This is a genomic window from Acidovorax sp. GW458-11-26-14-TSB4 (assembly GCF_059423865.1).
On the sequence record NZ_JBWKYR010000004.1, the window covers coordinates 360713 to 383137 of the forward strand.

Sequence of the window (22425 nt, forward strand, 5' to 3'; positions counted from 1 at the left end):
CATGGCCGATGTGACCCAGAGCGCCGCAGAGATCGTCAATGAAAAGTGGGACCGCTCCATCGCGATTTCCGATGCGGCCGCTGGCGAGGTGGCCGCCACCGCGCAGGCCTTTCGCGAGGCGGCCGATTTCAAGCCGCCCACCATCAGCGCGAAATGGGATTCCATCCCGGCGCCCCAGCTGCCTGATGTGGGCGACGTGCCCAACCTGCCAACAATCGAGCTGCAGATCCCGGACGGCTTGCCCGCGCCGCTGCAGGCGGTGCTGCCGCAGATGCAGGTGCCCGAGTTCACCGGCACCGCGCCCACGCTCAACATCGGGCCCGCGCCCGTGCTGGTGATCGGCAGCGCGCCCACGCTGCCCGCCGTGCGCGACGTGGCCATCCCGGATGCGCCCACCGTGACGCTGCCCGATGCGCCGTCGTTCCTGGCACTGCAGACCCACACCTTCGGGGGCGTGAACATGCACGAGGGCTGGGCGCAGCGCCTGGAGAACATGCCGACCGACCTGGTGCTGGTGGAGCCCGCGCCATTCGATTTCACGCCCGGCGCGCGGTACGCGAGCCAATTGCTCGACGCCGTGCGCGCGCGGCTGCAGCAAATGGTCCACGGGGGCACCGGCATCAACGCGGCCGTGGAGGCGCAGATCTTCGGGCGGAACCTTGACCGCGAGACGGCGTTGGCGTTGGCGCGCGAGCAGGACGCGCTGCGCGGCTTTGAGGCCCTGGGCTACCCGCTGCCCCAGGGCGTGCTGGCGGGCCAGCTCTTCGATAGCCGCCGCCAGGCCGCCGACCAGCTTGCGGCCAGTTCGCGCGAGCTCGCCATCAAGCAGGCAGAGCTGGAGCAGGCCAATGCCCAGCAGGCCACGCAGGCCGCCATCCAGCTCGAAACCGTGATGCTGGACAACGCCTTTAAGCTCGAGCAGTTGGCGTTTCAGGTGGCGAAGGAAACGGCGGACAACGCGATCACCACGCACAACGTTGCTCTGGATCGCTTCAAGGCGCTGCTGGAGGGCTACCGGGTCACGGCCAGCGTGTACGAGACGCTGATCCGCGCCGAGATGAACAAGGTGGAGGTGTTCAAGGCGCTGCTGCAGGCCGAGCAGGCCAAGGCCGACATCAACAAGTCGCTGGTGGACCGCTTCAAGGCCGAAATCGATGCGTCCATGGCGGGCGTGGAGATCTACAAGGCCCGCGTCAGCGCCGCGCAAACGTTGGTGGAGCTGGAGCGCACCCGCGTGCAGGCCGGCGCCGAGGAAATCAAGGCCTTCGTGGCCACCGTCAACGCCGAGCAGGCCAAGGCCGAACTCCACAAGGTGCAGCTGGAAGGCGAGAAGGCGCGCATGGAGGTGTACGGCGAAGAGGTGAAGGCCTTCGGCATCCGCGCGAGCGCGGCGGCCGATGTGGCCCGCCTGAACGTGGCGAACTTCCAGGCGTTGATCTCTGCCAAGCAGTTGGAGTGGGAAGGATGGCGCGCCCGGCTGTCCGCGGCATCGGCCCAGGTGGAGGCCGCCGCACGCACGTCCAGCGTGATCGTCAATGGCTACGCCATGGGAGCCCGCGCCATCGAGGCCAAGGCCGCCAGCTACATGCGCCGCTGGGAGGCAGAGATCCAGCAGTACCAGGCCGGCCAGAACATCACCTTCACGGCGGCAAAGTACAACGCGGATGCGCTGCAGCACAAGAGCGCGGCCATGCTGGAGGCGGCGAAGGTGGAGTACACGACCAGCTCGCAGCGTCTGGCCAGCGCCTGGGCGATGGTGGCCACCTCCGCATCCATCAGCGGCAGCGCCACGCTCACGCAGACCATCTGAGCCCGCATAGGGCTTGGGCACCGCGCCAGGACTGCCGACACTGGCGCGCATCACCCCAATACAAGGAATCGACATGCGAGGCTTCGCCCCCCAGAAAGATCGAAAGCATCTCGCCGATGGCGGCGCGGTGTTTGGCGCGCGCGGCCTGGATGGCTTGCGCAACATCATCCCGGCCGTGCAGGCCATGGGCTACCCGCAGGGCGCCAGCGCGCCGGCGGCGCGCGGCTTCGACCCTGCTGCATTTGGCGGCCGTGGCCTGGCCGGATTGAAGGCTGTGGCACCCCAGGTGCAGGCCATGGGCTATGCCAACGGCGGCATGGTTCGCGGGCCGGGCACGGGCACGAGCGACGATATCCCTGCCGAACTGCCCGAGGGCAGCTACATCATGCCGGCGGACAGCACCGCGGCGGTAGGCGAGAAGGCATTGGACCGCATGGGCAACGGCACGCGCGGCTTCGTCCCGGGGCGCGGCAAGACCGTGCCCGCCCAGATCAGCAACGGGGAATACAACCTCACGCCCGACCAGGTGCATGCTGTGGGCGTGGAGACGTTGGACGGCATCAAGGATGCGACCCACCGGCCCGCGCGTGGCTTCACGCCCCGCACCAAGGCCGCGCCTGAGGAACCGCGCCAGTTCTTCGCTGGTGGTGGCCTGGTCGAGGATGAGCGCAAGCCGGGTGGCGTGGCGGGCTTCGTCGCGGGCGCTTTCCCGGGCACCACTGCTGCGGTCAAGGGCTCGATGCAGGATGCGAGGGATGCCTACAAGCAGGGCGGCCTGGGCGCGGCGGTTGGCCAGAGCGCCCGGGTGGCGGCCACGCCCCTGATCGGCTTGGCCGATGACGTGGCGTCCAGCGCGGCGCGCGCCATCGACCCTGCCGCGAACGCGCTGAAGACGTTCGTGACGGGAGACTCCACGCCCATCGGGCAGCAGCCGGGTGCCACCAGTGCGCCGCCGACAGCGCCATGGCCCACCGCCACGCCGACGGCGCCCGCCGCCAGCGCGGCGCCTGTGTCTGCCCCCATGGCGATCAAGAGCGGCATGCCTGGGTCCAGCGTATCGGATGCGCCGCCGGCGGCACCTGGTGCGACCGAGATTGCACCTGGCATCTACCGGAGCGGCAACAGCTATGGCGACAGCGCTGCGGCGGCGAGCACGGGGCCCACGGCCACCGGTCGGCCGACGGCGCAGAACGACCTGGCTGCCGCCAACCTGTCTGCACGCGGATTCAGCCCGGAGGCCGGGCGTGCGGCCATGGCGGGGTCTGCCGCGCCCGTCGTGGCGCCGGTGGCCAGGAACTCGGACAACGACTGGGCGGCCCGCAACCGGCTGCGCAACCTCGAGGTGTCGGCCAGCAGCATCACCAACAACGGCGGCCGCTTCGACGCCACGAAGGGCAACAACCCGGCGCAGGCGGCGTATCGTGCCGCTGTGGTCACCGACGAGGCGCTGCGCGCTGGGCAGCCCGCGTCCGAGGTCGCCGCGATGAACGCCAACGCCGCCATTCAGCGGGAAGGCGTGCAGCAGGCCGGCGCTGACCAGCGCTCGGCCCGCGGCTTCCAGGTGGATATGGGCCGCCTCGCCATCGAAGGCCGCCGCGCGGGCACCGAGGCGCAGCGCGCGGCCGAAGAATCGACCGTGCGAGGGTTCCAGACCCGGGCAGCGCGGCAGCAGGAGCAACTGCGCAACACGCTGATCGATCCGAACGCCACGCCGGCACAGCGTCAGCAGGCCCAGGCCGCACTGCAGACTCTCAACGGGAAGGGCGACAGCTGGAAGCCTGTGGCGCTGCAGGGTGGCACGGATGCTCAGGGGAACAAGACCGAAAGCATCCTGGGTGCGGTGAATGAGCGCACCGGAGAGATGAAGCGGATGGAGGGCCCGGGGGCGGCACAGCAGCCGTCAGCGAATCACGTGGCCGCACTGAAGGCGAACCCTGCTCAGGCAGCGCAGTTCGATGAGGTATACGGGAAAGGCGCCGCGGCCAAGGTGCTCGGCGGGTGATGAGCTACTGCCGCTTCTGCAGCAGTTCCTTGCCGTAGTTTGGATCCTTGAAGGGATTTTCGGCACCTGGGGGCTGAGTGGGGCCGGCCTGCGGCGGCGCAGGCGCTGCAATCGGTGTTCCCGCCTTGCCTGCGTGGACCGGCGTTGGCAGCCGGCCCTCAATTACGAAGGTCTTGGCGACAAACGCGAACCCAAGAAGGATGACGGCTATCGTCACGAATCCAAAGGCTGCGGCCACCTTCGCCAGGCGCGCCCACACAGCCTTGCCCTGGTAGAGCGTTGCCGCACGCCAGGTGCCGGTGCTTACGAGGGTGAAGTAGGCGGCGAAGGCCATCATCAGCAAGATGGCGGGTGGGCTGCCTGGAATAACGAAGGAAATGGCAATGCCCCAAAGGAAGCCACCCAGGATTCCCCAGCCCCAGTAGGTTCTGGCGAGCCCGGCGCGGCCGGTCCACAGGTTGGTGATGGTGTCCATGGTGTTCTCCTCCTGACACCACTCTATCAGGTGTGCCCACATTGAGAGTCGGGAGCTCTCATGGATTCGCTGCATGAGTTAGCATTTGCCATTCACTAAGCAATATGAGGCTGCTATGGATTTTTGGATTGAGTTTCTTGCGAAGCTCGCAGCGGCTGGAGGTTTGTTTTGGGTTGTTTTAAAGTTTGCTTTTGACGCTCAATTAAAGAGTATCGATGCGAAGCTCAAGTTGCAAGCAATTGACCATGACACAAAGCGCAAAGCAGAACTCGCTGAACAGGCAGCCCGCTTTGCTGAAATGCAGTCAAAAATCGATGCCACCCTTGCGGTGGCTGGCCATGCTCAAAACACGGTTTTTTCGAGATACGACGAAAAACGAGCTGATGCGATTTTGAAGCTTGAGGCGGCATTCAGCGCTTTCAATTGGGCTGTTGTCACCGCTACCCACCCCTCGTTCGACAATACGCCGAGCGAGATAGTTTTTATGACTAGAGCTTTTGAGCTGCAGGAACTGGCCAACGATGTTATTAAAATTGTCGGCCAGCATTCATTCTTTTTTCCGCACGATTTTAGAATTGCTGTTGGAGAGAGTTGGTACAAAAAGGCGCACTCGCTGTCGATGAAGGCTGTGGAGATAGGGGTGCAGCTGTCAGACGATGCGAGTTTTAAAACGGCGGATGATTTCGCAAAATCGCAAATGCTCTTGAAGGCATACCAAACTGGAATTGAACCGATCCGTGTTGAGACGCACTTAGCACGACATGCACTCAGCTACCAGTTAGAGCAGTGGTTCAAGGACTCCACTCCCATCACTTCTCCACAATCGCCAATCTAGACCCTGCATAGGGTTCGACGCGCGGGCGGGGCGCGGCGAGAGTGGGGGGATGGCACAGAACCCATTCTCCGATCCCAACTACGGCGCTGACGCAGCGAGCGCCAAGAAGTCCAATCCATTCTTAGACCCTGAATATGGGAAAGAGCCTTCACGCGGGTTCAAAGGCTGGGTCGGTGACGCCCTGGGAGTAGCAGCTCGCGGCGCCATCGCCGTGCCCGAGGCGGTGGTGGGCCTTGCCGATATTGCCACCGGCGGCCAAATCGGCAAGGCCCTGGAGAACGAGGGCGGCACCGTAGGCTTCCGGCCCAAGCAGGCCAAAGAGGCCGTGTCCGAGATGTTCGACTCGGACGCGACCAAGCAGCAGAACCAGCAGTTCCAGCAGGCCGATGGCATCGTGGAAAAAGCCAAGGTCGCGCTGTCGAACCCCAGCATGATCGTGCGCACGGTGGGCGAATCAATCGCGCCCATGCTGGCCGGCGGTGTTGCCGCGCGGGGTGTGCAGCTCGCCACCAAGGTGGGCCCTGTAGCAGCTGGTGCCATCGGCGAAGGCGTCACGGCCGCTGGCTCCGCCGCCGAGCAGATCCGCCAGGAAACCGAGGATGGCCGCCTCACTCCCACCCAGACAGCGCTGGCCGGCGCCACGGGCCTGGCCACCACCGTATTCGGTGCCGCTGGCGGCCGCGTGGCTCAGCGCCTGGGCATTGGCGACGCCGAGACCATGCTGGCCCAGGGCGCCAAGGGCGTGGCCAGCAAGAACGCGGACGATGCTGCGCGCGCCGCCACCGACCCTCTGCTGGCCCAAGCTCCGAAGAGCGTGCCGCGCAGCGTGATCGAGGGCGCCATTTCCGAAGGCCTGCTGGAAGAGCTGCCGCAATCCGTGGCCGAGCAGCTGTTCCAGAACCTGGCCCTGGACAAGCCCTGGGATACCGACCTCGATGGCGCGGCCGTGATGGGCGTACTGTCCGGTGGGGCCATGGGCGCTGGTGCCGCCGGGTACAGCGCGGCGACGCGGCCGCGTGCAGCTGCAGCGCCTGGCCAAGAAGCGGCCGCCCCTGGCGCCGACTCCGCGACTGGCGCGCCGGCCGCGCCGGGCTTGGAGCTTGCGCCCATGGGTGGCGACCTGCCCGCCCAGGGCGCTGATGTACGCGACACGCCGCTGGCCGAGCCGAGCGCCATGGACAGCGTGCGCACAACGTTCGACCCGCGCGCAGGCACGCAGCCGGCGCCAGGCCTGCTGCCCCAGGCCGATCAGTCCGGCATCCCGTACACCGTCGAGGAGGGTGCGCCGCCCGAGATCGATACCGCCAATCTTGCCCTGGGCGACCGTCAAACCCCGGCGCTCGGGTTCAACCCCCTCGCTGGCACGCCCACCGTATTCCCCGATGGGTCTGTGGCGCTGAATGGCGACCAGGAGTTCGAGGGCCGCACAGGCGTCAATCCCGCCACCATGCGGCCATCTCAGGCCATGGGCCTGGACCCGGCCGTCGGCAGCATGTCCGCCGCTGCAGCCCTTGCGGTGGACTCTGGCGCGACGCAGCAGATCGCGGAGCGCGACGCAGCGCAGCAGCAAGCGGAGGCCGGGCTGCAGGGATCGGCAGACGCCTTTAATCAGCAGATGGAGCAACTGCGCCTTGCGCGAAAGCAGCATGACGAAGAAGTGGCGGCCCGCTCCGCCCGTGAACAGGACGGCGAGAAGGCCGCGCGTGCCGGGCAGACCCGCTTGGACATGACGACTGGAGACCTGCTGGAGCCAGCCAGCATCGGCAACCTGACGGGGCAACAGCTGACCGAAACCTATCGCGCGGCGCGCAAACCCGAGACGCGGCGGATCCTGGAGAAAGAGTTGCAGAAGCGCGGTGGCAAGGTCGCGCAGCCCGCGCCGGCCACGGCCGCAGCCGATGCTGCTGCCGCAGCACCAGCACCAGCACCAGCACCAGCAGCCGAGGCCCGACTTTCGAAGCGAGAGCGCGCAGGCCTGGCCAGCACGGTCGCCGGCCGGGAGCTGGCGGACCAGCAGCTGTCCCCCGAACTGGCTGGCCTGCAGGCCCAGCTCGCCCAGGTGCAGCAGCGTGCGGCCGACAACGGCAGCTGGAACGTGCCCCTGATGGCCCAGCGCCGCCGCATCGAAGACGCCATCGCCAAGCTGCAACCCGCCACCAACCAAGGAGAAGCCAGTGGCCCTGAAGCCGACCAAGCCCAGCAAGATCGCCCGCAACCGCCGCAAGGCGCAACAGCGCCAGCAGTCGCACCTGCAGCACCAGATGCTCAAGGAAGCGGAGGCCCGCAAAGCGCTGGGCTTGCGGGGGTAGCCGGTGGCAGCACCACGAGTGCGAACGCTGGAGCGCAAGCAGCGCCAGCGCCTGGCGCGCCGGCTGAAGCGCAGGGCAGCGAAATCGAAGGCCTGCGCCAGCAACTGCGCGACGTAGAGGCCAAGATCCTGCAGGCCGCGCCGGCGGCGGGGCAGGGCGGCGGGGACATCGAGGCGGCGATGAAGAGCCGCAAGGTGCCTGTCACGTTGAAGGCACAGCGCAAGAAGCTGCAGGCGCAGGTGCGCGCGGCGAGCGCTCCCCAGGTTGTGCCCGAGAAATCGCAGGATGCGCCACCGCCTGCCCCCGCGCGCAAGCCCCGCGGCGTGCTGGCCAAGAAGGCGGAGGCCGAAGCCAAGGCGCGCGCCGACTACTTCACGCCTGGCAACATCGTGAAGAGCTACGGAGGCCATGACCGCGTGGTGTCCTACCAGGCGCCCGACGAGAATGGTCGCTGGAGCGTCACTGTGCGCCAGGTCCGGGGCCAGGGCGGCAAGTGGGTGGATGTGCCGAACGAGCGCGAGCGCGTGCATGCGACCGGCCCCGATGCCAAGGACTTGAAGGCGGGTCCCGTGGCCCGTGTTCCGGTGGCGGCGGAACAGGAGGTCGCTGCAGCGCCTGAGCCGGCCCAGGTGGCACCGGCCGCGCCCGAGGCTCCGAAGCCCGAGGGAATCCAGGACTTCGGCGAGAAGATCGGCGGCGCCCGCAAGGACCGCGCCGAGTCGGCTGGGCCCAAGGCCGCGCGCTCCCGCAGCACCGATGAGCGCCCGGCTTGGGCCCGCCGCTTCGAGGTCGCACAGATCGTCAAGAGCTCCCGGCCCGACGAGGAAGGCCGCTGGACCGTGCGCGACACCCGTTCCAAGGATGCGTTCGGCCAGGCCCGCCGGGTAGGGGAGCGCAGCTACGCCACCCGCGAGGACGCCGAGGCCGCGGTGCCGCTGATCGCGGTGAGCCAGAAGCACCGGCCCGTGGGCGTGCGCCATGGCGAGGGCTCGAGCTACGAGATCTGGCGCGACGTGACCGAGCGCAAGCGGGTGAAGGTGGTCGACCAGGTGTTCCCCACGCGCGAGGCCGCGCTGGAGTACATGGTCAAGCATGCGCAGGAGATCATCGAGACGAACACCACGTTTGGCGAGGCTGACCTGCCGCGGCCCGACTCCGAGGTGCGCTTGGGCGAGCAGCGTCGCACCGGCGACGCGCGCGACAGCGACTTCACCCAGGTCTTTGGGTTCAGGGGCGTGGAGTTCGGCAACTGGAACAACCAGGCAGAGCGCCAGCAGCTGCTGAACGATGCCTATGACGGTCTGCTGGACTTGGCAGAGGTGATGGGCATCCCGCCGCGCGCGATCAGCCTGAATGGCGAGCTGGCGCTGGCCTTCGGCGCACGTGGCCATGGCCTTTCTGGGGCGCGTGCCCACTACGAGACGGACAAGGCGGTCATCAACCTGACCAAGATGAACGGAGCCGGCTCGCTGGCACACGAGTGGTTTCATGCGCTGGACCACTACCTCGGCCGGCAGGACGGCAAGGCCTCCGCGCAGTGGGTGATCGGCAAGGACGGCACGCGCTCGCTGCAGGTGAACGGTGACCCCGCGGGAGATATGGCCAGCGGTGGGACGCGCGGCGAGCGCTCAGGCATGCGCGCCGAGCTGCGCGAGGCCTTGGCCGATGTGATGCGCACGATGTCGCGCAAAGCCGAGCAGTACCTGGAGGATGGGGCCAAGGCGGACAAGTTCGTAGCTGCCACGCGCGCCGAAGTGCAGCAGCGGCTGGACGACATCCGCAAGGACCTGGCCAGGCAGCTCGATCCGAAGTACTACACGCGCATGAACAAGCCGGCGACGGCCGAGCAGCTGGCGGAGTTCGATGCGGTCGCCGAGAAGATCGTGGCCGGGGAGCTGCTGGACCTGCGCGTGGAGTCCAAGAAGGGCGGCCGGTCGGTGATGTCCGGGGCCCGGTGGACGAACGACGCGCTCAACCAGCTCAGCGCGATCATGAAGGCGGTGCGGGGCCGCCAGGGCTTCACCGCTGACAACGATGGCCCGTTGGACCGGGTGCGCTCGAGCATGCAGCTCTACAGCGCGCGCCTGAAGATGCTGGCCGACGCCCAGGCCAGCAGCGAGAAGACCCGCATGGTGCCCACGCGCTTCGCCATGGACGCCAAGGAGCTGGACCAGGGGCGCGGCAAGGACTACTGGACCACGCCCTACGAAATGGCGGCCCGGGCGTTCCAGGGGTATGTCGAGGACAAGATCGCCGCGCGCGGCGGAAAGAGCCCATTCCTGAACCACGCCCCCGAGAACGCGGTCATTGACACGCCTTGGGGCTGGAAGCGCCCGTATCCCGCCGGCGATGAGCGCGTGGCGATCAATGGGGCGTTTGACAAGCTGGTGGGCACCATCCAGACGCGCGAGGAGGAGGGCGGTGGCGTGGCGGTGTTCCGCCGCGATGCTGCCGAGGCGACGGAATTCGACACGGCGGGGTTCCTGGCCGCCATGGGCAGGTCGCCATTCAGCCAGGCCGCCCGGGCCCAGGCCGTGCAGTCCGTCCAGGCGACGGTCGACGCTGCGCGCACCACCTGGGGCCCAAACGCGCCCCAGGTGGTGGTGGCCTTCGACATGCAGGACCCTGCTGTGCCCGCGGCCGCGCGCCGGGCCGACCTGCGCCAGCGCAGCGGCGGCGCGCGGGGGGCCCCCGAGGGCTTCTACTACCGCGGCAAGGCCTACCTGATGGCCTCGCGCCTGGGCACGCCCAACGACGCGGCGCGTGTGCTGTTCCACGAGGTGCTGGGCCACCACGGCCTGCGCGGCAAGTTCGGGCGTGACCTGGACCAGGTGCTGAACCAGATCGCCACCATGCGCAAGAAGGATGTGGCCGCCAAGATGCGTGAGTACGGGCTGCGCGGGGTGGACGGTTTGAGCGTGCGGGAGGCGGCCGAGGAGGTGCTGGCCGAGATGGCGGAGAAGAATCCGCAGCTGCACTTCGTGCGCCGCGCGGTGTCGGCGATTCGCAACTGGCTGCGTGTCCACGTGCCCGGGTTCCAGAGCCTGCGGCTTACGGACAACGACATCATCCAGGCGTACATCCTGCCGGCGCGCAGTTGGGTGGAGCGAGGTCGCGCTTCCTCAGGTGAAGGCGCGGAGCCCGCTTTCAGCCGCTCCGGCCCGGTCAGCACGCCGGACGCTATCATCGGCGGGCCGCTGGGCACGGCCACAGCGCATCCCGACTATGCCGCCGCCAAGGCGGGCAACATCGAGGCCGCGATGCGCCTGGCGCAGGACTTGGTGACCTCCGAACTGGTGGCGAAGGTCCGAACCCAGATCGGCGACCAGACGCCGCGCGTGGTGCCGGTTTCAGCCGAGGAGGCGGCCGGGCGCAATAAGATCCCCCTGGCCGTGGCCGAGGTGCTGGCGAACCGACTCGGGCTCGATGTGGAAACCGGCATCGTGCAGGCCAATCGTGCGCACCGCACCGGCCTTGATGGCCTGGACCGCATCTTTGCGCCTGTGGACTTCGCCGGCACCGTTCAGCCGTCCAGCTACCTGCTGGTGGATGACACGCTGACGCAGGGCGGCACCTTCGCTGCGCTGGCCGATCACATCCGCAGCGGCGGGGGTGAAGTGGCTGGGGTCATTGCGTTGACCGGCAAGCAGTACAGTGCAAAAATCCAGGCCTCTCCCGATATCCTGACCTCTCTCCGACAGAAACATGGCGACCTCGAAGACCATTTCCGAGCCGCAACAGGCTACGGCTTCGACGCCCTCACCGAGTCGGAAGCCCGCTACCTCGCACGCTACGAACCGGCTCAGCGACTCCGAGATCGAATCGTTGCGGCAGGACGCAGCAGCAGCCAGCGTGCAGATGAAGGCGATCCTGGCCAGGACGGCGGCGCCGAAGGCGGACTGAGCTTCAGCCGCTCCAAGCTGTCGGAGATCAAGGACAGCGCCCTGGATCAGCTCCAGCAGACCCTGACCCACGCCGGCAAGGTGTCGCTGTGGGACAAGACCGTGGGCACCATGCGGCACCTGGGCGAGCGCGCTCCGGCGTTCAAGCCCGTGTACGAGGCCGCGCAACGCTTCATCGACGACGTGTCCATGCTGGGCAACGATGCGGCCGACCGCGCGCCGCGGCTGCTGCCGCGCGTGGAGACGTTGGCTGACCTCAAGAAGAAGCCCATCACGGCGGCCGACAACACGGCCATCGCACGGCCGCTCTTCGAGGGCACGCTGATGTGGGGCCGCGACGTGGGCGGCGCCCCCACCTTGGTGGAGGACCTGACCAAGAAGTACGGCGACCTGCCGGCTGCGGAGAAGGCGCAGATCCTGCTGCGCGCCGGCCGCATCGAGCCCAACGTGCTGCAACTGTGGCAGGGCCTGCCTATGGGGCAGTTCGAAGCGGCTGTGAACACGCGATTCGAGGGGCAGATGCTGCGGCCGGGCGTGGCCTGGACCTCGAAGGAGCTGGCCGACCTGTTCGGGCTGAACCCGCAGCAAGTCAGCCTGTACCAGGAGGCCCGCGGCGCCATTGATCGCTCCATCGACATGACGGCCCGGGCCGACATGCTTCGCGCCCTGGGCAGCGAGTACGTCGGCATGCGCGACGTGGTGCTGGAGCAGGACAGCATGGCGGACGCCATGCAGGTGCTGACGGACACCCTGCAGGCCGATGCGCGAGAGAACCCCGACCGGGCAGAGCGCCTGCTGGCGCTGAACAACGCGGTGGTGAAGAGCTTCGATCGCGCCCAGGAGCTGCAGGCCGCTGGCTACGCGCCGCTGTCGCGCTTCGGCCGGTACACGGTCGACGTGGTGAGCCCGGATGGCACGCGCGAGTACTTCGGGATGTTCGAATCGGCGCGCGAGGCCAACCAGATGCGCATGCGCATGGCCAGCACCTTCCCGGGCGCCACGGTCACCTCGGGCACGATGAGCCAGGAGGCCTTCAAGCTGTTCCAGGGCATCACCCCCGAGAGCCTGGAGCAGTTCGGCGGCATGCTGGGGCTGAGCAGCACGGGCGATGAGGCGAAGGACAAGGCATTCCAGGCTTACCTGGCCCTGGCAAAGAACAACCACAGCGCGCTGAAGCGCCTGATCCACCGAAAGGGCATCGCGGGCTACAGCGAGGACGTGGGCCGCGTGCTGGCCAGCTTCGTCTACTCGAATGCGCGCCTAGCGGCCGGCGCGCTCAACGCCGGCACGCTGGAAACCGCCATCGAGGGCATTCCCAAGGAGCAGGGCGAGCTGCGCGACGTGGCCATGGGCCTGCGCTCCTACATCCAGGATCCGCAGGAGGAGGGCCAGGCCGTGCGCGGCATGCTGTTCGCCCAGTACCTGGGTGGATCCGTGGCCTCGGCCCTGGTGAACATGACCCAGCCGTTCCAGATCACCATGCCCTGGCTGTCGCAGTACGGCGGCATGCGGAAGGCGGCCACGCACCTGGCCGCGGCCGTGCGCGACATGGCGCGCGGCGGGCGCTATGAGGAGGACTTGGCCAAGGCCCTGCAGGCGGCCGAGGATGACGGCGTGGTGAGCCCGCAGGAAATCCACCAGCTGATGGCCCAGGCCCGGGGCACCGGCTCGCTGCGCACGGGCGACGGCACCCGCGTGGGGGATGCGCGCGCCGCGGCCGCCAACAACTGGGAGCGCGTCAAGGTGGCATGGGGCCAGCCCTTCGCCCTGGCCGAGCAGTTCAACCGTCGCTCCACATTCATCGCGGCCTACCGGCTGGCCAAGGACCAGGGCATGGATGCGCCGGCAGCCTTCGCGCGCCGCGCGGTGGTGGAATCGCAGTTCGTCTACTCGAAGGCCAACAAGCCCCGCTGGGCGCGGGGCGCCATCGGCGGCACGCTGTTCACCTTCAAGACCTACAGCGTGTCCTATCTGGAGCTGATGCAGCGAATGTGGACCCAGGGCGGGCCCGAAGGCAAGCGTGCCGTGGGCTGGGCGCTGGCCATGCTGATGCTGATGGGCGGGGCCGGCGGACTGCCGTTCATGGAGGACCTGGAAGACCTGATCGACGGCGCGGGCCAGCTCATGGGCTACAACCTGAGCAGCAAGCAGTGGCGCAAGCAGGCGCTGCGCGACACCGTGGGCAAGGAGCTGGCGGACTTCGTGGAGCAGGGCGTGTCAGGGCTGCCAGGCGCGCCCATTGACATCTCCGGTCGCCTGGGCATGGGCAATCTGCTGCCCGGTACCGGCCTGCTGCTGTCCAAGCAAAACCGCGAGCGCGATCTGCTGGAGGTGGCGGGCCCGGCCGGCGACCTGGTGACGCGCGGCTTCACCGGGGCGCGCAAGGCGCTGACCGGCGATCTGGCTGGCGCCGCGCTGGAGGTGTCGCCGGCAGCCGTGCGCAACGCTGTGAAGGGCACGGACATGGCCACCAGCGGGATCTACAAGGACACCAAGGGCTACAAGGTGATCGACACCACGTTGGACGAGGCCGTGTCCAAGTTCATCGGGTTCCAGCCGCGCAGCGTGGCTGAGGTGCAGGAGAGCAACTCGTTCATGCAGCGGTCGAAGGGCTTCTATGTCCAGACCAGCAGCGATATCAAGGCGCAGTGGGCCGATGCCCTGTTCCGCAAGGACGAAGCGGCCGTGAAGCGGGTGCGCGAGCGCCTGGCAGATTGGAACCGGGACAACCCGGACCAGCCCATCACGGTCAAGATGCCCGACATCTGGAAGCGGGTGCGCGAGATGGGCAAGGACCGCACGGAGCGGATTGCCGACACCGTGCCGAAGGCGCTGCGCCAGCAGATGCGCGAGATGGCACGCGAGGGCTGACCCGTATAGGGCGGAGCGTTTTTGGGTGGCAGCCGGGAAACTGGCTGCATGACCATCATCGCATCGCCCCTGTGCGTCACCATCGTCCAGGGGGCAACCCTGGAAGAGGCATGGCAGCGCCGTTTCTACCCCTACGAGGTGGTGGAGGAATGCGGCGTGCTGGTGAAGAAGGGCAGCGGCGAGCCCGCCCCCGACTCGGACATGGTGCTCGAAGACTACGCCGGCTGCGAGGCCGAGGCGAAGATGGTGCATCCCGTGACGGGCGCTGTCATTGCCACCCTGTCTACCGCAACCGGCGAAATCGTGCTGGACGGTGCTTGGCTGCGCCTGGAGATGGCCTACGCCGCCACAGCTGCTTTCGACTATGGCAGCGAGCCGCCTGAATGGAAGACCTGCACAGCCGAGGTCTTCGTTACCCGGCCCAACGGCAAGCGCGAAAAGCAGTACGAGATCTATTTCACGCTGGACGCCAAGGACACGCCGTGAGCACCGCTGTTGTCGCCCCGGCCGGATCCGTGCTCATTGAAAAAGCTATCAGCGTGGTGGTCACGCGGGAGCGCTGTGGCACGACCGTGGTCACCCCCCAGGTTGCGCCTGGAGCTGTCGTGCTGGTGCGCGGCGTACCCGGGCCGGCCGGCGATGCAGGCGGGGCGCTGCTGGTGGTCAATCAACTGAGTGAGTTCAACACCGAGCCGAAGCGCGCGGCCGCCCGAGCAAACCTCGGACTGGCCGTTATTGACGGCGGAACATTTTTCTAAAAGGAGCCGGCATGGCACGTCTACAACTCAAGCGCGGCCTCAAGGCCAATCTACCCACCAGCGGCATGCTGGCCGGCGAGCCGATGGTCACCACCGACCGCGGCACGCTGCATGTGGCCACGGACACCACCACCAAACTGCCGGTGGTGCCGGCAATCGATGACCTAGTCACGCTTGCTGGCATCTCCGGTGCTGATGACCTCCTCATCATCCACGACGCCAGTGAAACCGGAGGTCAGAAGGAAAAGAAGATTTCCTTCGACGCGTTCAAGACGGCGCTGAACATTCCTGCTGGCAGCACCGACGAAAAGGTGGCCGTGGTAGCGGGCGGCACTGCCGGCTACATCTGGGGCACGGATGGTACTGACGGTGTCATCCGCATGAATTCGAGCCTCTCCTGGAGCAAGGATGCGGGCAATGGCTTCGTGACCGTCGCTGTGGCAGTCGTTGATGGAGGAACTTTCTGATGGCACTCATTCAAATCAAGCGCGGGAACCGCGCCCAGATTGAAGCGGCCGCTTCTTTCGGCGCGCTACAGACCGGCGAGCCCTACCATATCGTCGATGAGAACCGAATTGCTCTCGGTATCTCTGGGGACAGCTTCGTCACGTTCCCCAACCTCGAAGACCTGGGGTATCGCGGGGCTCTGGTGGGGTCCATCGTGGCCTATGCCGGCGCTACCGCTCCTGGCGGATACCTGTTGTGCAATGGCCAGACGGTAAGCCGTAGCACGTACGCTGCGTTGTTTGCCGTGACGGGTGATACCTATGGCCCTGGCGATGGCACGACGACGTTCGCTGTGCCCGACCTGCGTGACCGGACTGCGCTTGGCGCCAGCGGCACGCGTGCGCTGGGCAGCAGCGGTGGCTCTGCATCTGTGACGCTGGTCCGGGGGCAGATTCCTCCGATGCTGGTCGATACGAGTGGCACCGGCACACTAAACGCCACCGCAGGAGCTGAAAATTGGTTGAGTGGCGGCAGTGGCGGTCCAGGCGCTGCTGGTATCTGGAAGAGCGCTGCACCTTCGAGCAGCATTGCCTACCTTGGCAACGACACTACGGTTGACCCGATAAACATCACGCCTTCGCACGTTGCGCTGAACTACCTCATCTACACAGGGGTGTGAGCGGTTGCCCTGTATAGGGCTGCTGCTTTTTTGCATGGGCGGGAATCATCCCGTCCATGAAGAACGAAACCATCGACGCCCTGGGCGCAACCGGCACGAAGGCCATCGCCACGGGCGCGGGCCTCACCAGCTTCGGCTGGATCACCTCCAACGAATTCCTGGGGCTGGTGGGGGCGTTCGTTGCCATCTCCGGCTTGGTTATCTCCTGGTACTACAAGCGCGAGGCCAATCGGCGCCAAGTGGTGGAGCACCGACTGCGCGTGGCGCGGCTTCGCAGGGGGATGCAAAGCGACACCGATCTGGGCACGCTGGGAGCCGACGATGACTGATCGCATCAGGTATTTCCCCCACCTGGTCGGTTCGCTGGCGCTGGCCAGCGCTGCGGTGCTCACCTTCCTGGGTCATTGGGAGCCGGACAAGCGCGACCCGGGCCTTGTTTATGCCGACCCGCTTGCGGGCGGCCTGCCCACGGTGTGCAAAGGCATCACGCGCCACGTCACCGCCACGCCCATCATCGTGGGCCAGCGCTGGACGCCGGCGCGCTGCGCGAAGGAAGAGGGCGCGGCCATCGAGGCGCTGCAGCTGCGCCTGGCCAAGTGCTTCACGCGGCTGCCGCCTCAGAGTGTGTTCGACATGGCCACCAGTCATGCCTGGAACAACGGCGTGGGCAACACCTGCGGCAGCCAGGCCATGGACGCCTGGAACGCAGGCGACTGGGCGCTGGGCTGCCGGCGTCTGGGCTTGTCCGACAGCGGCAGGCCCGTGTGGAGCTATCTGCGCACCGGCCGCACGCTGCCCGACGGCAAGCCCGAGATGCGCTTCGTGCAGGGCCTAGCCAACCGCCGCGCCGACGAGACGCGCCAATGCCTAGAGGGCCTGCTGAAATGAGCCTCCATGTCCTCATCCTAGCCGGCCTGCTGCACATCACGGCGCCGGCCACCCCCGAGCCGCAGCAATACATCGCCACCGCCTTCGCGCACCCGGGCGTTGAGCTGCAGTGGCGCGGCCGCGATGGCTGGGTGTCGCCGGACCTCTGCTACCAGCGCTGCGGCACGGTGCCCGACCAGGCCAACGTGCTGCTGGCTGGCGGGCTGAGCCTGCAGGACGCGGCAGACCTGGGCCTGACGGTGTGGCGCCTGGACGGCGTGCGCTGGATCCAGGTCATGCACTGCGCCCAGTTCTTCAGCGGGGCCTATTGCGGGCCGTGGGGTGCGTCATGATGCAGGCCCTGCTGATCGCCCTGGGGCTGAGCCTGGCCGGCAATGCTGGGCTGGCCTACATAAACCTGCAGCACCGCACCGAGGCCGCCGCCAGCTTGGCCACGGCCACCACGCAGCGCGATCAGGCTCGCGCCGACGCCACCGCCTGCAGTGATGCAACCGAGGCGCTGCGCGAGCTGGCCGACCGGCGCACCGCAGCCGCCGCGCCGGCCCGCGCTGCCGCGGCCAGCACCGCGCGCACGCTGCAGGCCCGCGCCGACCACACGCTCAGCCTGCAGCCCAGCAAGTCCGCTGATCTGTGCGCCGCGATGCAGGCCATGGGCGACGAGTGGCTGCAGGGGAGGGCGCGACGATGACGACAAAGGCGACTGCAAAATATTCCAGAAATTATTCCCGCGTCTCGCTGGTGCTAGGAGTGCTGGCAATGGTGGGCTGCGCGAGCCCCGTACAGGCCCCTGTTGTGCGCGTGCTTGTGCCCACCCCGGTGGAGTGCCGCGAGCCAGTGCCCGACCGGCCCGCCATGCCGACCGAACTGCTGCTGCCCGGGGCGCACCCGTGGGTGCTGCTGCGCGCAGCGCTGGCCGAGATCGACCGCCGCGAGGGGTACGAGGTGCAGCTGCGCGCAGGACTTGTGTTGTGCACCGCCCCCTGACCTATGCTGTATGGACCGTGTGATGCTCGGTGTCAGATTGAGACGGCCTGTTGCCATGCGTAACAGTCTCGGCGGGCCTATCTGCATACGATCTCTCACCAAGTGACTGTGGGAGGCGCACATGCCCCTGGAACTTCTTCGTACTCTTTCAGCGAGCCCGATGCCAGTGGAAATTCGGGCTCAGGAAGAGATTGACAAGTTGAGAGTATTGGCCGCTGCCCACATGGTAGATGCGGACATCCCCCCACCCGGTACACCAGGCGCTGCAGTGGTTCGACGAATCACGGGCTATGGTCGTGCAACTCTCGATGCGCGCCCGTATATTGAAGAGGAGGAGAGCAATTGAAGGAGTGCGCAGTATGAGACCGGTCGGTCTGGAAAGGAAGGCCCACCCATTGTTAGGCGAGTATTCGTCGAGCAGCACAGGACCGGATTGGACTGGATATGTGTCGACGCGTCTGAAGTCCATGCGTGTAGTCGGTCTGAATGGCACCTCTTCGTTTTCGGGGGAATTTCTGGAAGTGCCCAAGGCTGCTGCCGTTTTGGAGCTTTCCGGCGGCCGCGCCGGGCGATATTCGACGGCGCTTTGGGTAGGATTTTCCTTGGCTGTGGAATCCGAACTCCCGCCCCCCTTGTTTCTCCTTGGCGACAACACGGCTACCGGCAGCTTGGTGCTTCCAGTAGTGCTTTTGTCGCCTTGGCTGCACCTGCTGAGCCAGCCTGCCTATTTTCGGATTGGCGGTGATGGCAGCGGCAATGCCATTTCGTCCGACATGTCTTTCTGGGACTAGAAGGGTGCTGCTGTCCCTGCACATCGTCAAGGTTGAGCCGGGCCCCTGCCGCGCCCATGTCATGGACGGGCGCGAGGAGCTGGGCACCTTGGACATCATCAGCATCAGTGCCGCCATCCGCGAGGCCGCCGGCCACGCGCTGCCCGACCTGTCCGGTTACCAACTTTGGTATGAACACGTCTGCGCCGGAACCTGCACCGCCAGCAACATGCGCATTGAGCCCGAGGCCCTGGCCCAGCGGCTCATGGCACTGCACGGGGAGTTCAAGAGCTAGCGATGATCGCTATTCTTCATCGGGCACATCAGTGCCGATTCGGTAAACGACCAGCGCCCGCATGGCGGCCTGAAGCGGCGTCATGCCTTCCTGGTACTTGGGGTTGCCGGTTAATGCCACCACGGCCGCGCACCAGATCCAGCCCTTGCCGGGCATGGGGGAGATCATGATCTTCTCGCGCTCAAGCAGCGGCCCGGCTGCCGCCCAGTCGCTGGAGTAGGCCGGCCCTGGGGGCAGGCCCATGGCCTTGGCCACCCAGCGGTCGAGGGACTTGCCGGCCAGGTCGGAGGTCTTCATGGCGCCGATTGTCGCAGGGCGAAAACGTGGGATGGAAATTCTGGAAAAATGCTTGCAGACGTGTATAAGTTTTAAGCATTTCTTCCCGCGAACTCAGCGTCAGCCCGCATGGATGCTGGATCGCATGCTCTGATTGTGATTCCTGTTGTCGTGGGTTCGAGCCCCATCAGCCACCCCAAATAAAAAAACAAACCCGCCAGTGCTGTGAAGCGCTGGCGGGTTTTGTCTTTGGGCGCGCCGCTTGCATACCCCGCCTGCCACTTCGCCACCATGGCACTCTGGGCCGGGTGGCTGGAGGAAGGCGGTCAGACCTTGGCCTGGGCACGTGCCGTCCTCGGAGTGCATGGCCGCCACCTTTTCGGGTAATGGCGGCGCCCTGAACCGGCTGCTAGAGTGCCTGTCATACCAGTCAGGGGGCGAGCCCCCCATGGGGGTGATGGGCGTGAAGAAAATGATCGTCTGCGCGGTGGTGGCGTTGGGCTGCATAGCGGCGGCGGGGGGCCGTGTGCTCTACCGCCACGCCGTGGCCCTGCCTGCCGAGCAGGCGCAACGCCATGCCCTGGACGCCCAGCAGCGCGCCGAGGTCCACGCCCGGGAGGTGGAGCGCACGGTCAGCTACGCGCGCTGCCTGGAGGCCGTGGGCCTGGGCGCCCGGGCCCGCAAGGCGGACCAGTGCCAGAAGCTGGGGCAGGGCATGGGCTGCGAGCTGCCCGAGGATGCGGAGAGTGCCCTGGGCCGGCAGCGCGAGCGCGGCGAGGTGCAGTGCTTCAATGAGGCGAAGATCGGGCTGTAAGAACCTGTTCAAAGTCTTTTTGGAGCGGCAAAAAGACTTTGAACAGGTTCTGAGGGCCAGGGCGGCTCAGGCCCCCTGCAAGCGCTGGCCCCACTGCTCCGTCCACGGCCCGGCCATGGTCAGCACCATCATGACCCATGCCACGGCGACGAAGCGGCCGGGCCAGGCGGCGGGTGAGCGGCCCTGGCGCAGGGCCGCGTGCAGCGCGCAGGCGGACAGCGCGAAAGCCATGGGGACGGCCCAGGCCGAGACCCAGGCCAGCAGCGGTTGCTGGTCGTTGAAGATGGCGGGATGGGCCAGGGCGAACACCATGAGGCAGGCGATCTGGACCGCGGGCTGCAGCAGGTAGGTGGCTGCAGCGGGCGCCTTGGCGGTGGATGGGGTGGTGGTAGTGGCTGTGGCGTGCGGGCGGTTCATGGGTGGCGGGCGTCTCCTTGGCGCAATGTAGCAGTGGTAGAGGAGCCACTGCCCGCGCCGCGGCGCTTTGTGGCGAATGGACACTTTGGTTACATCTGCCGCGCGGGTAGGCAGGCGGTGGCTGTGCTTGGGTCGCCGGGCTGCTGGTGGACGATTTGGCATTTGTCGTGGACGCTTGGCGCACCCGGCCGGCAGCAGGCTGGAGACACTGGTGTTCCCTGAACACTTCCCGAGCTTCGCCATGCAGATCTCCGTTTACGACACCTACGTACAGCGCCCCGACGGGCTGCGCATGCACTTCGACATCCTCGTCCCGTCCAGCGTCACCGACCACGGGCAGGTGCTGCAGTACGGGCGGCGCTACCTGGCGGCCAAGGGGCTTGCGGCGTCGGACCTGAAGGCCGAGAAGTGCAGCTTCTGCCACATGCAGTCGGCCAGCCCCGCGGTGGAGGCCGAGATCGCGTCCATCGGCTTTGCCATCCTGGAGATGGAGCACTGCGGCTGAGCCGCTGCTTGCGGTACCCCTGGCGGCGCTGGGGGAGAAATTCCGTCGGATGTTTTATATACCAATGGTAAGTTACCATGGGTATATAGCAATCCAATGGAGTCTTTCCCATGCACGCACTCATCGTCGTCGCGCACCCAGATCGCGCTTCCCTGACCCATGCCGTGGCCGCCCAGGTGGCGCAGGGCATTGCGCCCCCTGACCAGCCGGGTCCGCACACCACGGAGATCGCCGACCTGGCGGCCGAGGGGTTCGACCCGCGCTTCACGGCTGCGGACCTGGCGTTGCACCTCAAGCAGGAGCCGCCCCCGCCCGACGTGGCGGCCGAGCATGCGCGGCTGGACAAGGCCGATGCGCTGGTGCTGGTGTACCCGGTGTACTGGTGGTCCTTTCCGGCGCTGCTCAAGGGCTGGATCGACCGGGTCTTCACCCAGGGCTATGCCTATGAGGAAAGGGCGGACGGCCAGCTCACCAAGAAGATGGGCCATCTGCAGGTGCACCTGCTGGGCCTGGGCGGGGCCGGTGGCGGCACCTATGAGCGGCGGGGCTATGCCGATGCGATGAAGACGCAGATCGAGCATGGCATCTTCGGCTACTGCGGCGCGCGCGTGGGCAGTTCCAGGCTGCTGCTACAGTCGCACGACAGGGAACTGGCGGCCGCGCACCTCGATGCCGCGCGGGAGCTGGGCCGCGGCCTGTTCGCCACATTCCCCTGAGTTCCCCGGAGTCCATGCCCCGCACACCGCCTGCCGCCCCACCGCCCGAGCCTGCACCCCGCCGTCGCATGGCACGGCATGAGCGTGCGCGCCAGCTGCTCGATGTGGCCTGGGCGCTGCTGCGCGCAGAAGGGGCCGATGCGCTCAGCCTGGGCCGGCTGGCCGAGGAGGCCGGTGTGACCAAGCCCGTGGTGTACGACCATTTCGGCACGCGCGAGGGCCTGCTGGCCGCGCTGTACCAGGACTTCGACGTGCGCCAGACCGCGGTGATGGACGCGGCCATCGCCGCTGCGCGCCCCACGCTCAAGGACAAGGCCGGCGCCATTGCCGCCGCCTACGTGCGCTGCGTGCTCACCCAGGGGCGCGAGATACCGCAGGTGCTGGCGGCGCTGCAGGGCTCGCCCGAGATGGCGGCCGTCAAGCGCCAGTACCAGGAGGTCTTCATCGCCAAGTGCCTGGCCATCCTGGCGCCCTTTGCCGGGGAGCAGGGCCTGGCGCGCGCCGGCCTGTGGGCCGTGCTGGGTGCGGCCGATGCGCTGTCGGACGCGGCCGTGGTGGGAGACATCAGTGCGCAAGCGGCGCAGGCTGAATTGTTCGAGACCATCGTCTCCATGGTCAAGCGCGCGAAGTGATGGCGTGCCGAAGGCAGCGCCGCTACCATGCACTGCCTTG

At 67.1% G+C, this 22425-nt stretch carries 22 protein-coding genes; 19 read left to right on the forward strand and 3 right to left on the reverse strand.

Annotated features, from left to right (window positions below; translation table 11 throughout):
• The first annotated feature begins 1 nt into the window (after position 1).
• Together AC07X5_RS12310 and AC07X5_RS12315 are read left to right on the forward strand one after the other, a co-directional pair.
• Entirely contained in the window at positions 2-1810 is a 1809-nt protein-coding gene (locus tag AC07X5_RS12310) for a hypothetical protein (protein WP_494770388.1), read from the forward strand.
• A 73-nt stretch (positions 1811-1883) separates the two neighbouring features.
• Complete coding sequence (locus AC07X5_RS12315; RefSeq protein ID WP_494770389.1) at positions 1884-3812, forward strand: hypothetical protein; 1929 nt, start codon at positions 1884-1886, stop codon at positions 3810-3812.
• A gap of 4 nt (positions 3813-3816) precedes the next feature.
• Here the strand turns inward: AC07X5_RS12315 and AC07X5_RS12320 are convergent, their stop codons facing one another.
• Positions 3817-4287 (reverse strand): hypothetical protein, encoded by a 471-nt coding sequence (locus AC07X5_RS12320; RefSeq protein WP_494770390.1) that lies wholly within the window; start codon positions 4285-4287, stop codon positions 3817-3819.
• 85 nt (positions 4288-4372) lie between these two features.
• On the opposite strand from AC07X5_RS12320, the gene AC07X5_RS12325 reads away from it, so the two are divergent.
• The 13 genes from AC07X5_RS12325 (at position 4373) to AC07X5_RS12385 (ending at position 19025) form a co-directional block, all read left to right on the forward strand.
• Positions 4373-5122: a hypothetical protein gene (locus AC07X5_RS12325; protein ID WP_494770391.1), complete on the forward strand. Its 750-nt coding sequence runs from the start codon at positions 4373-4375 to the stop codon at positions 5120-5122.
• 49 nt (positions 5123-5171) lie between these two features.
• Positions 5172-14204 carry a PLxRFG domain-containing protein gene (locus AC07X5_RS12330; RefSeq protein ID WP_494770392.1) on the forward strand — a complete coding sequence of 3011 codons (9033 nt, stop codon included), beginning with the start codon at positions 5172-5174 and terminating at the stop codon, positions 14202-14204.
• 48 nt (positions 14205-14252) lie between these two features.
• Positions 14253-14690: a hypothetical protein gene (locus AC07X5_RS12335; protein WP_494770393.1), complete on the forward strand. Its 438-nt coding sequence runs from the start codon at positions 14253-14255 to the stop codon at positions 14688-14690.
• Positions 14687-14962, forward strand: a complete 276-nt coding sequence (locus AC07X5_RS12340; protein ID WP_494770394.1) for a hypothetical protein — start codon at positions 14687-14689, stop codon at positions 14960-14962. Before AC07X5_RS12335 ends, AC07X5_RS12340 begins: the two co-directional genes overlap by 4 nt.
• An 11-nt stretch (positions 14963-14973) precedes the next feature.
• Complete coding sequence (locus AC07X5_RS12345; RefSeq protein ID WP_494770395.1) at positions 14974-15429, forward strand: hyaluronate lyase N-terminal domain-containing protein; 456 nt, start codon at positions 14974-14976, stop codon at positions 15427-15429.
• Positions 15429-16088, forward strand: a complete 660-nt coding sequence (locus AC07X5_RS12350; protein WP_494770396.1) for a phage tail protein — start codon at positions 15429-15431, stop codon at positions 16086-16088. The genes AC07X5_RS12345 and AC07X5_RS12350 overlap by 1 nt, the downstream gene beginning before the upstream one ends.
• Positions 16089-16144: 56 nt before the next feature.
• Positions 16145-16417, forward strand: a complete 273-nt coding sequence (locus AC07X5_RS12355; RefSeq protein ID WP_494770397.1) for a holin — start codon at positions 16145-16147, stop codon at positions 16415-16417.
• Positions 16410-16976, forward strand: coding sequence for a lysozyme (locus tag AC07X5_RS12360; protein ID WP_494770398.1), 567 nt, complete (start codon positions 16410-16412; stop codon positions 16974-16976). The genes AC07X5_RS12355 and AC07X5_RS12360 overlap by 8 nt, the downstream gene beginning before the upstream one ends.
• A complete protein-coding gene (locus AC07X5_RS12365; protein ID WP_494770399.1) occupies positions 16973-17308 on the forward strand; it encodes a hypothetical protein in 336 nt (111 codons plus the stop codon). Before AC07X5_RS12360 ends, AC07X5_RS12365 begins: the two co-directional genes overlap by 4 nt.
• Positions 17305-17664 (forward strand): hypothetical protein, encoded by a 360-nt coding sequence (locus AC07X5_RS12370; RefSeq protein ID WP_494770400.1) that lies wholly within the window; start codon positions 17305-17307, stop codon positions 17662-17664. The genes AC07X5_RS12365 and AC07X5_RS12370 overlap by 4 nt, the downstream gene beginning before the upstream one ends.
• A gap of 104 nt (positions 17665-17768) precedes the next feature.
• Complete coding sequence (locus tag AC07X5_RS12375; protein ID WP_494770401.1) at positions 17769-17960, forward strand: hypothetical protein; 192 nt, start codon at positions 17769-17771, stop codon at positions 17958-17960.
• Between the two features lie 446 nt (positions 17961-18406).
• On the forward strand, positions 18407-18751 hold the full coding sequence (locus AC07X5_RS12380; protein ID WP_494770402.1) for a hypothetical protein: 345 nt from the start codon (positions 18407-18409) through the stop codon (positions 18749-18751).
• 4 nt (positions 18752-18755) lie between these two features.
• Positions 18756-19025, forward strand: coding sequence for a hypothetical protein (locus tag AC07X5_RS12385; protein WP_494770403.1), 270 nt, complete (start codon positions 18756-18758; stop codon positions 19023-19025).
• A 9-nt stretch (positions 19026-19034) separates the two neighbouring features.
• Here AC07X5_RS12385 and AC07X5_RS12390 read toward each other — a convergent pair whose 3' ends face one another.
• On the reverse strand, positions 19035-19322 hold the full coding sequence (locus AC07X5_RS12390) for a phage protein NinX family protein (RefSeq protein WP_494770404.1): 288 nt from the start codon (positions 19320-19322) through the stop codon (positions 19035-19037).
• A 343-nt stretch (positions 19323-19665) separates the two neighbouring features.
• Here AC07X5_RS12390 and AC07X5_RS12395 point away from each other — a divergent pair, with 343 nt between their 5' ends.
• Positions 19666-20115 carry a hypothetical protein gene (locus tag AC07X5_RS12395; RefSeq protein ID WP_494770405.1) on the forward strand — a complete coding sequence of 150 codons (450 nt, stop codon included), beginning with the start codon at positions 19666-19668 and terminating at the stop codon, positions 20113-20115.
• Positions 20116-20181: 66 nt separating this feature from the next.
• Here AC07X5_RS12395 and AC07X5_RS12400 read toward each other — a convergent pair whose 3' ends face one another.
• Positions 20182-20532 (reverse strand): hypothetical protein, encoded by a 351-nt coding sequence (locus AC07X5_RS12400; protein WP_494770406.1) that lies wholly within the window; start codon positions 20530-20532, stop codon positions 20182-20184.
• Between the two features lie 241 nt (positions 20533-20773).
• On the opposite strand from AC07X5_RS12400, the gene AC07X5_RS12405 reads away from it, so the two are divergent.
• The 3 genes from AC07X5_RS12405 to AC07X5_RS12415 all read left to right on the forward strand — a co-directional run bounded on the left by AC07X5_RS12405 (position 20774) and on the right by AC07X5_RS12415 (position 22385).
• Positions 20774-21037 carry a DUF2024 family protein gene (locus tag AC07X5_RS12405; protein ID WP_409964156.1) on the forward strand — a complete coding sequence of 88 codons (264 nt, stop codon included), beginning with the start codon at positions 20774-20776 and terminating at the stop codon, positions 21035-21037.
• A 110-nt stretch (positions 21038-21147) separates the two neighbouring features.
• On the forward strand, positions 21148-21753 hold the full coding sequence (locus AC07X5_RS12410) for an NAD(P)H-dependent oxidoreductase (RefSeq protein WP_494770407.1): 606 nt from the start codon (positions 21148-21150) through the stop codon (positions 21751-21753).
• A gap of 14 nt (positions 21754-21767) precedes the next feature.
• On the forward strand, positions 21768-22385 hold the full coding sequence (locus AC07X5_RS12415; protein WP_409964152.1) for a TetR/AcrR family transcriptional regulator: 618 nt from the start codon (positions 21768-21770) through the stop codon (positions 22383-22385).
• The last annotated feature ends 40 nt before the right edge of the window (positions 22386-22425 follow it).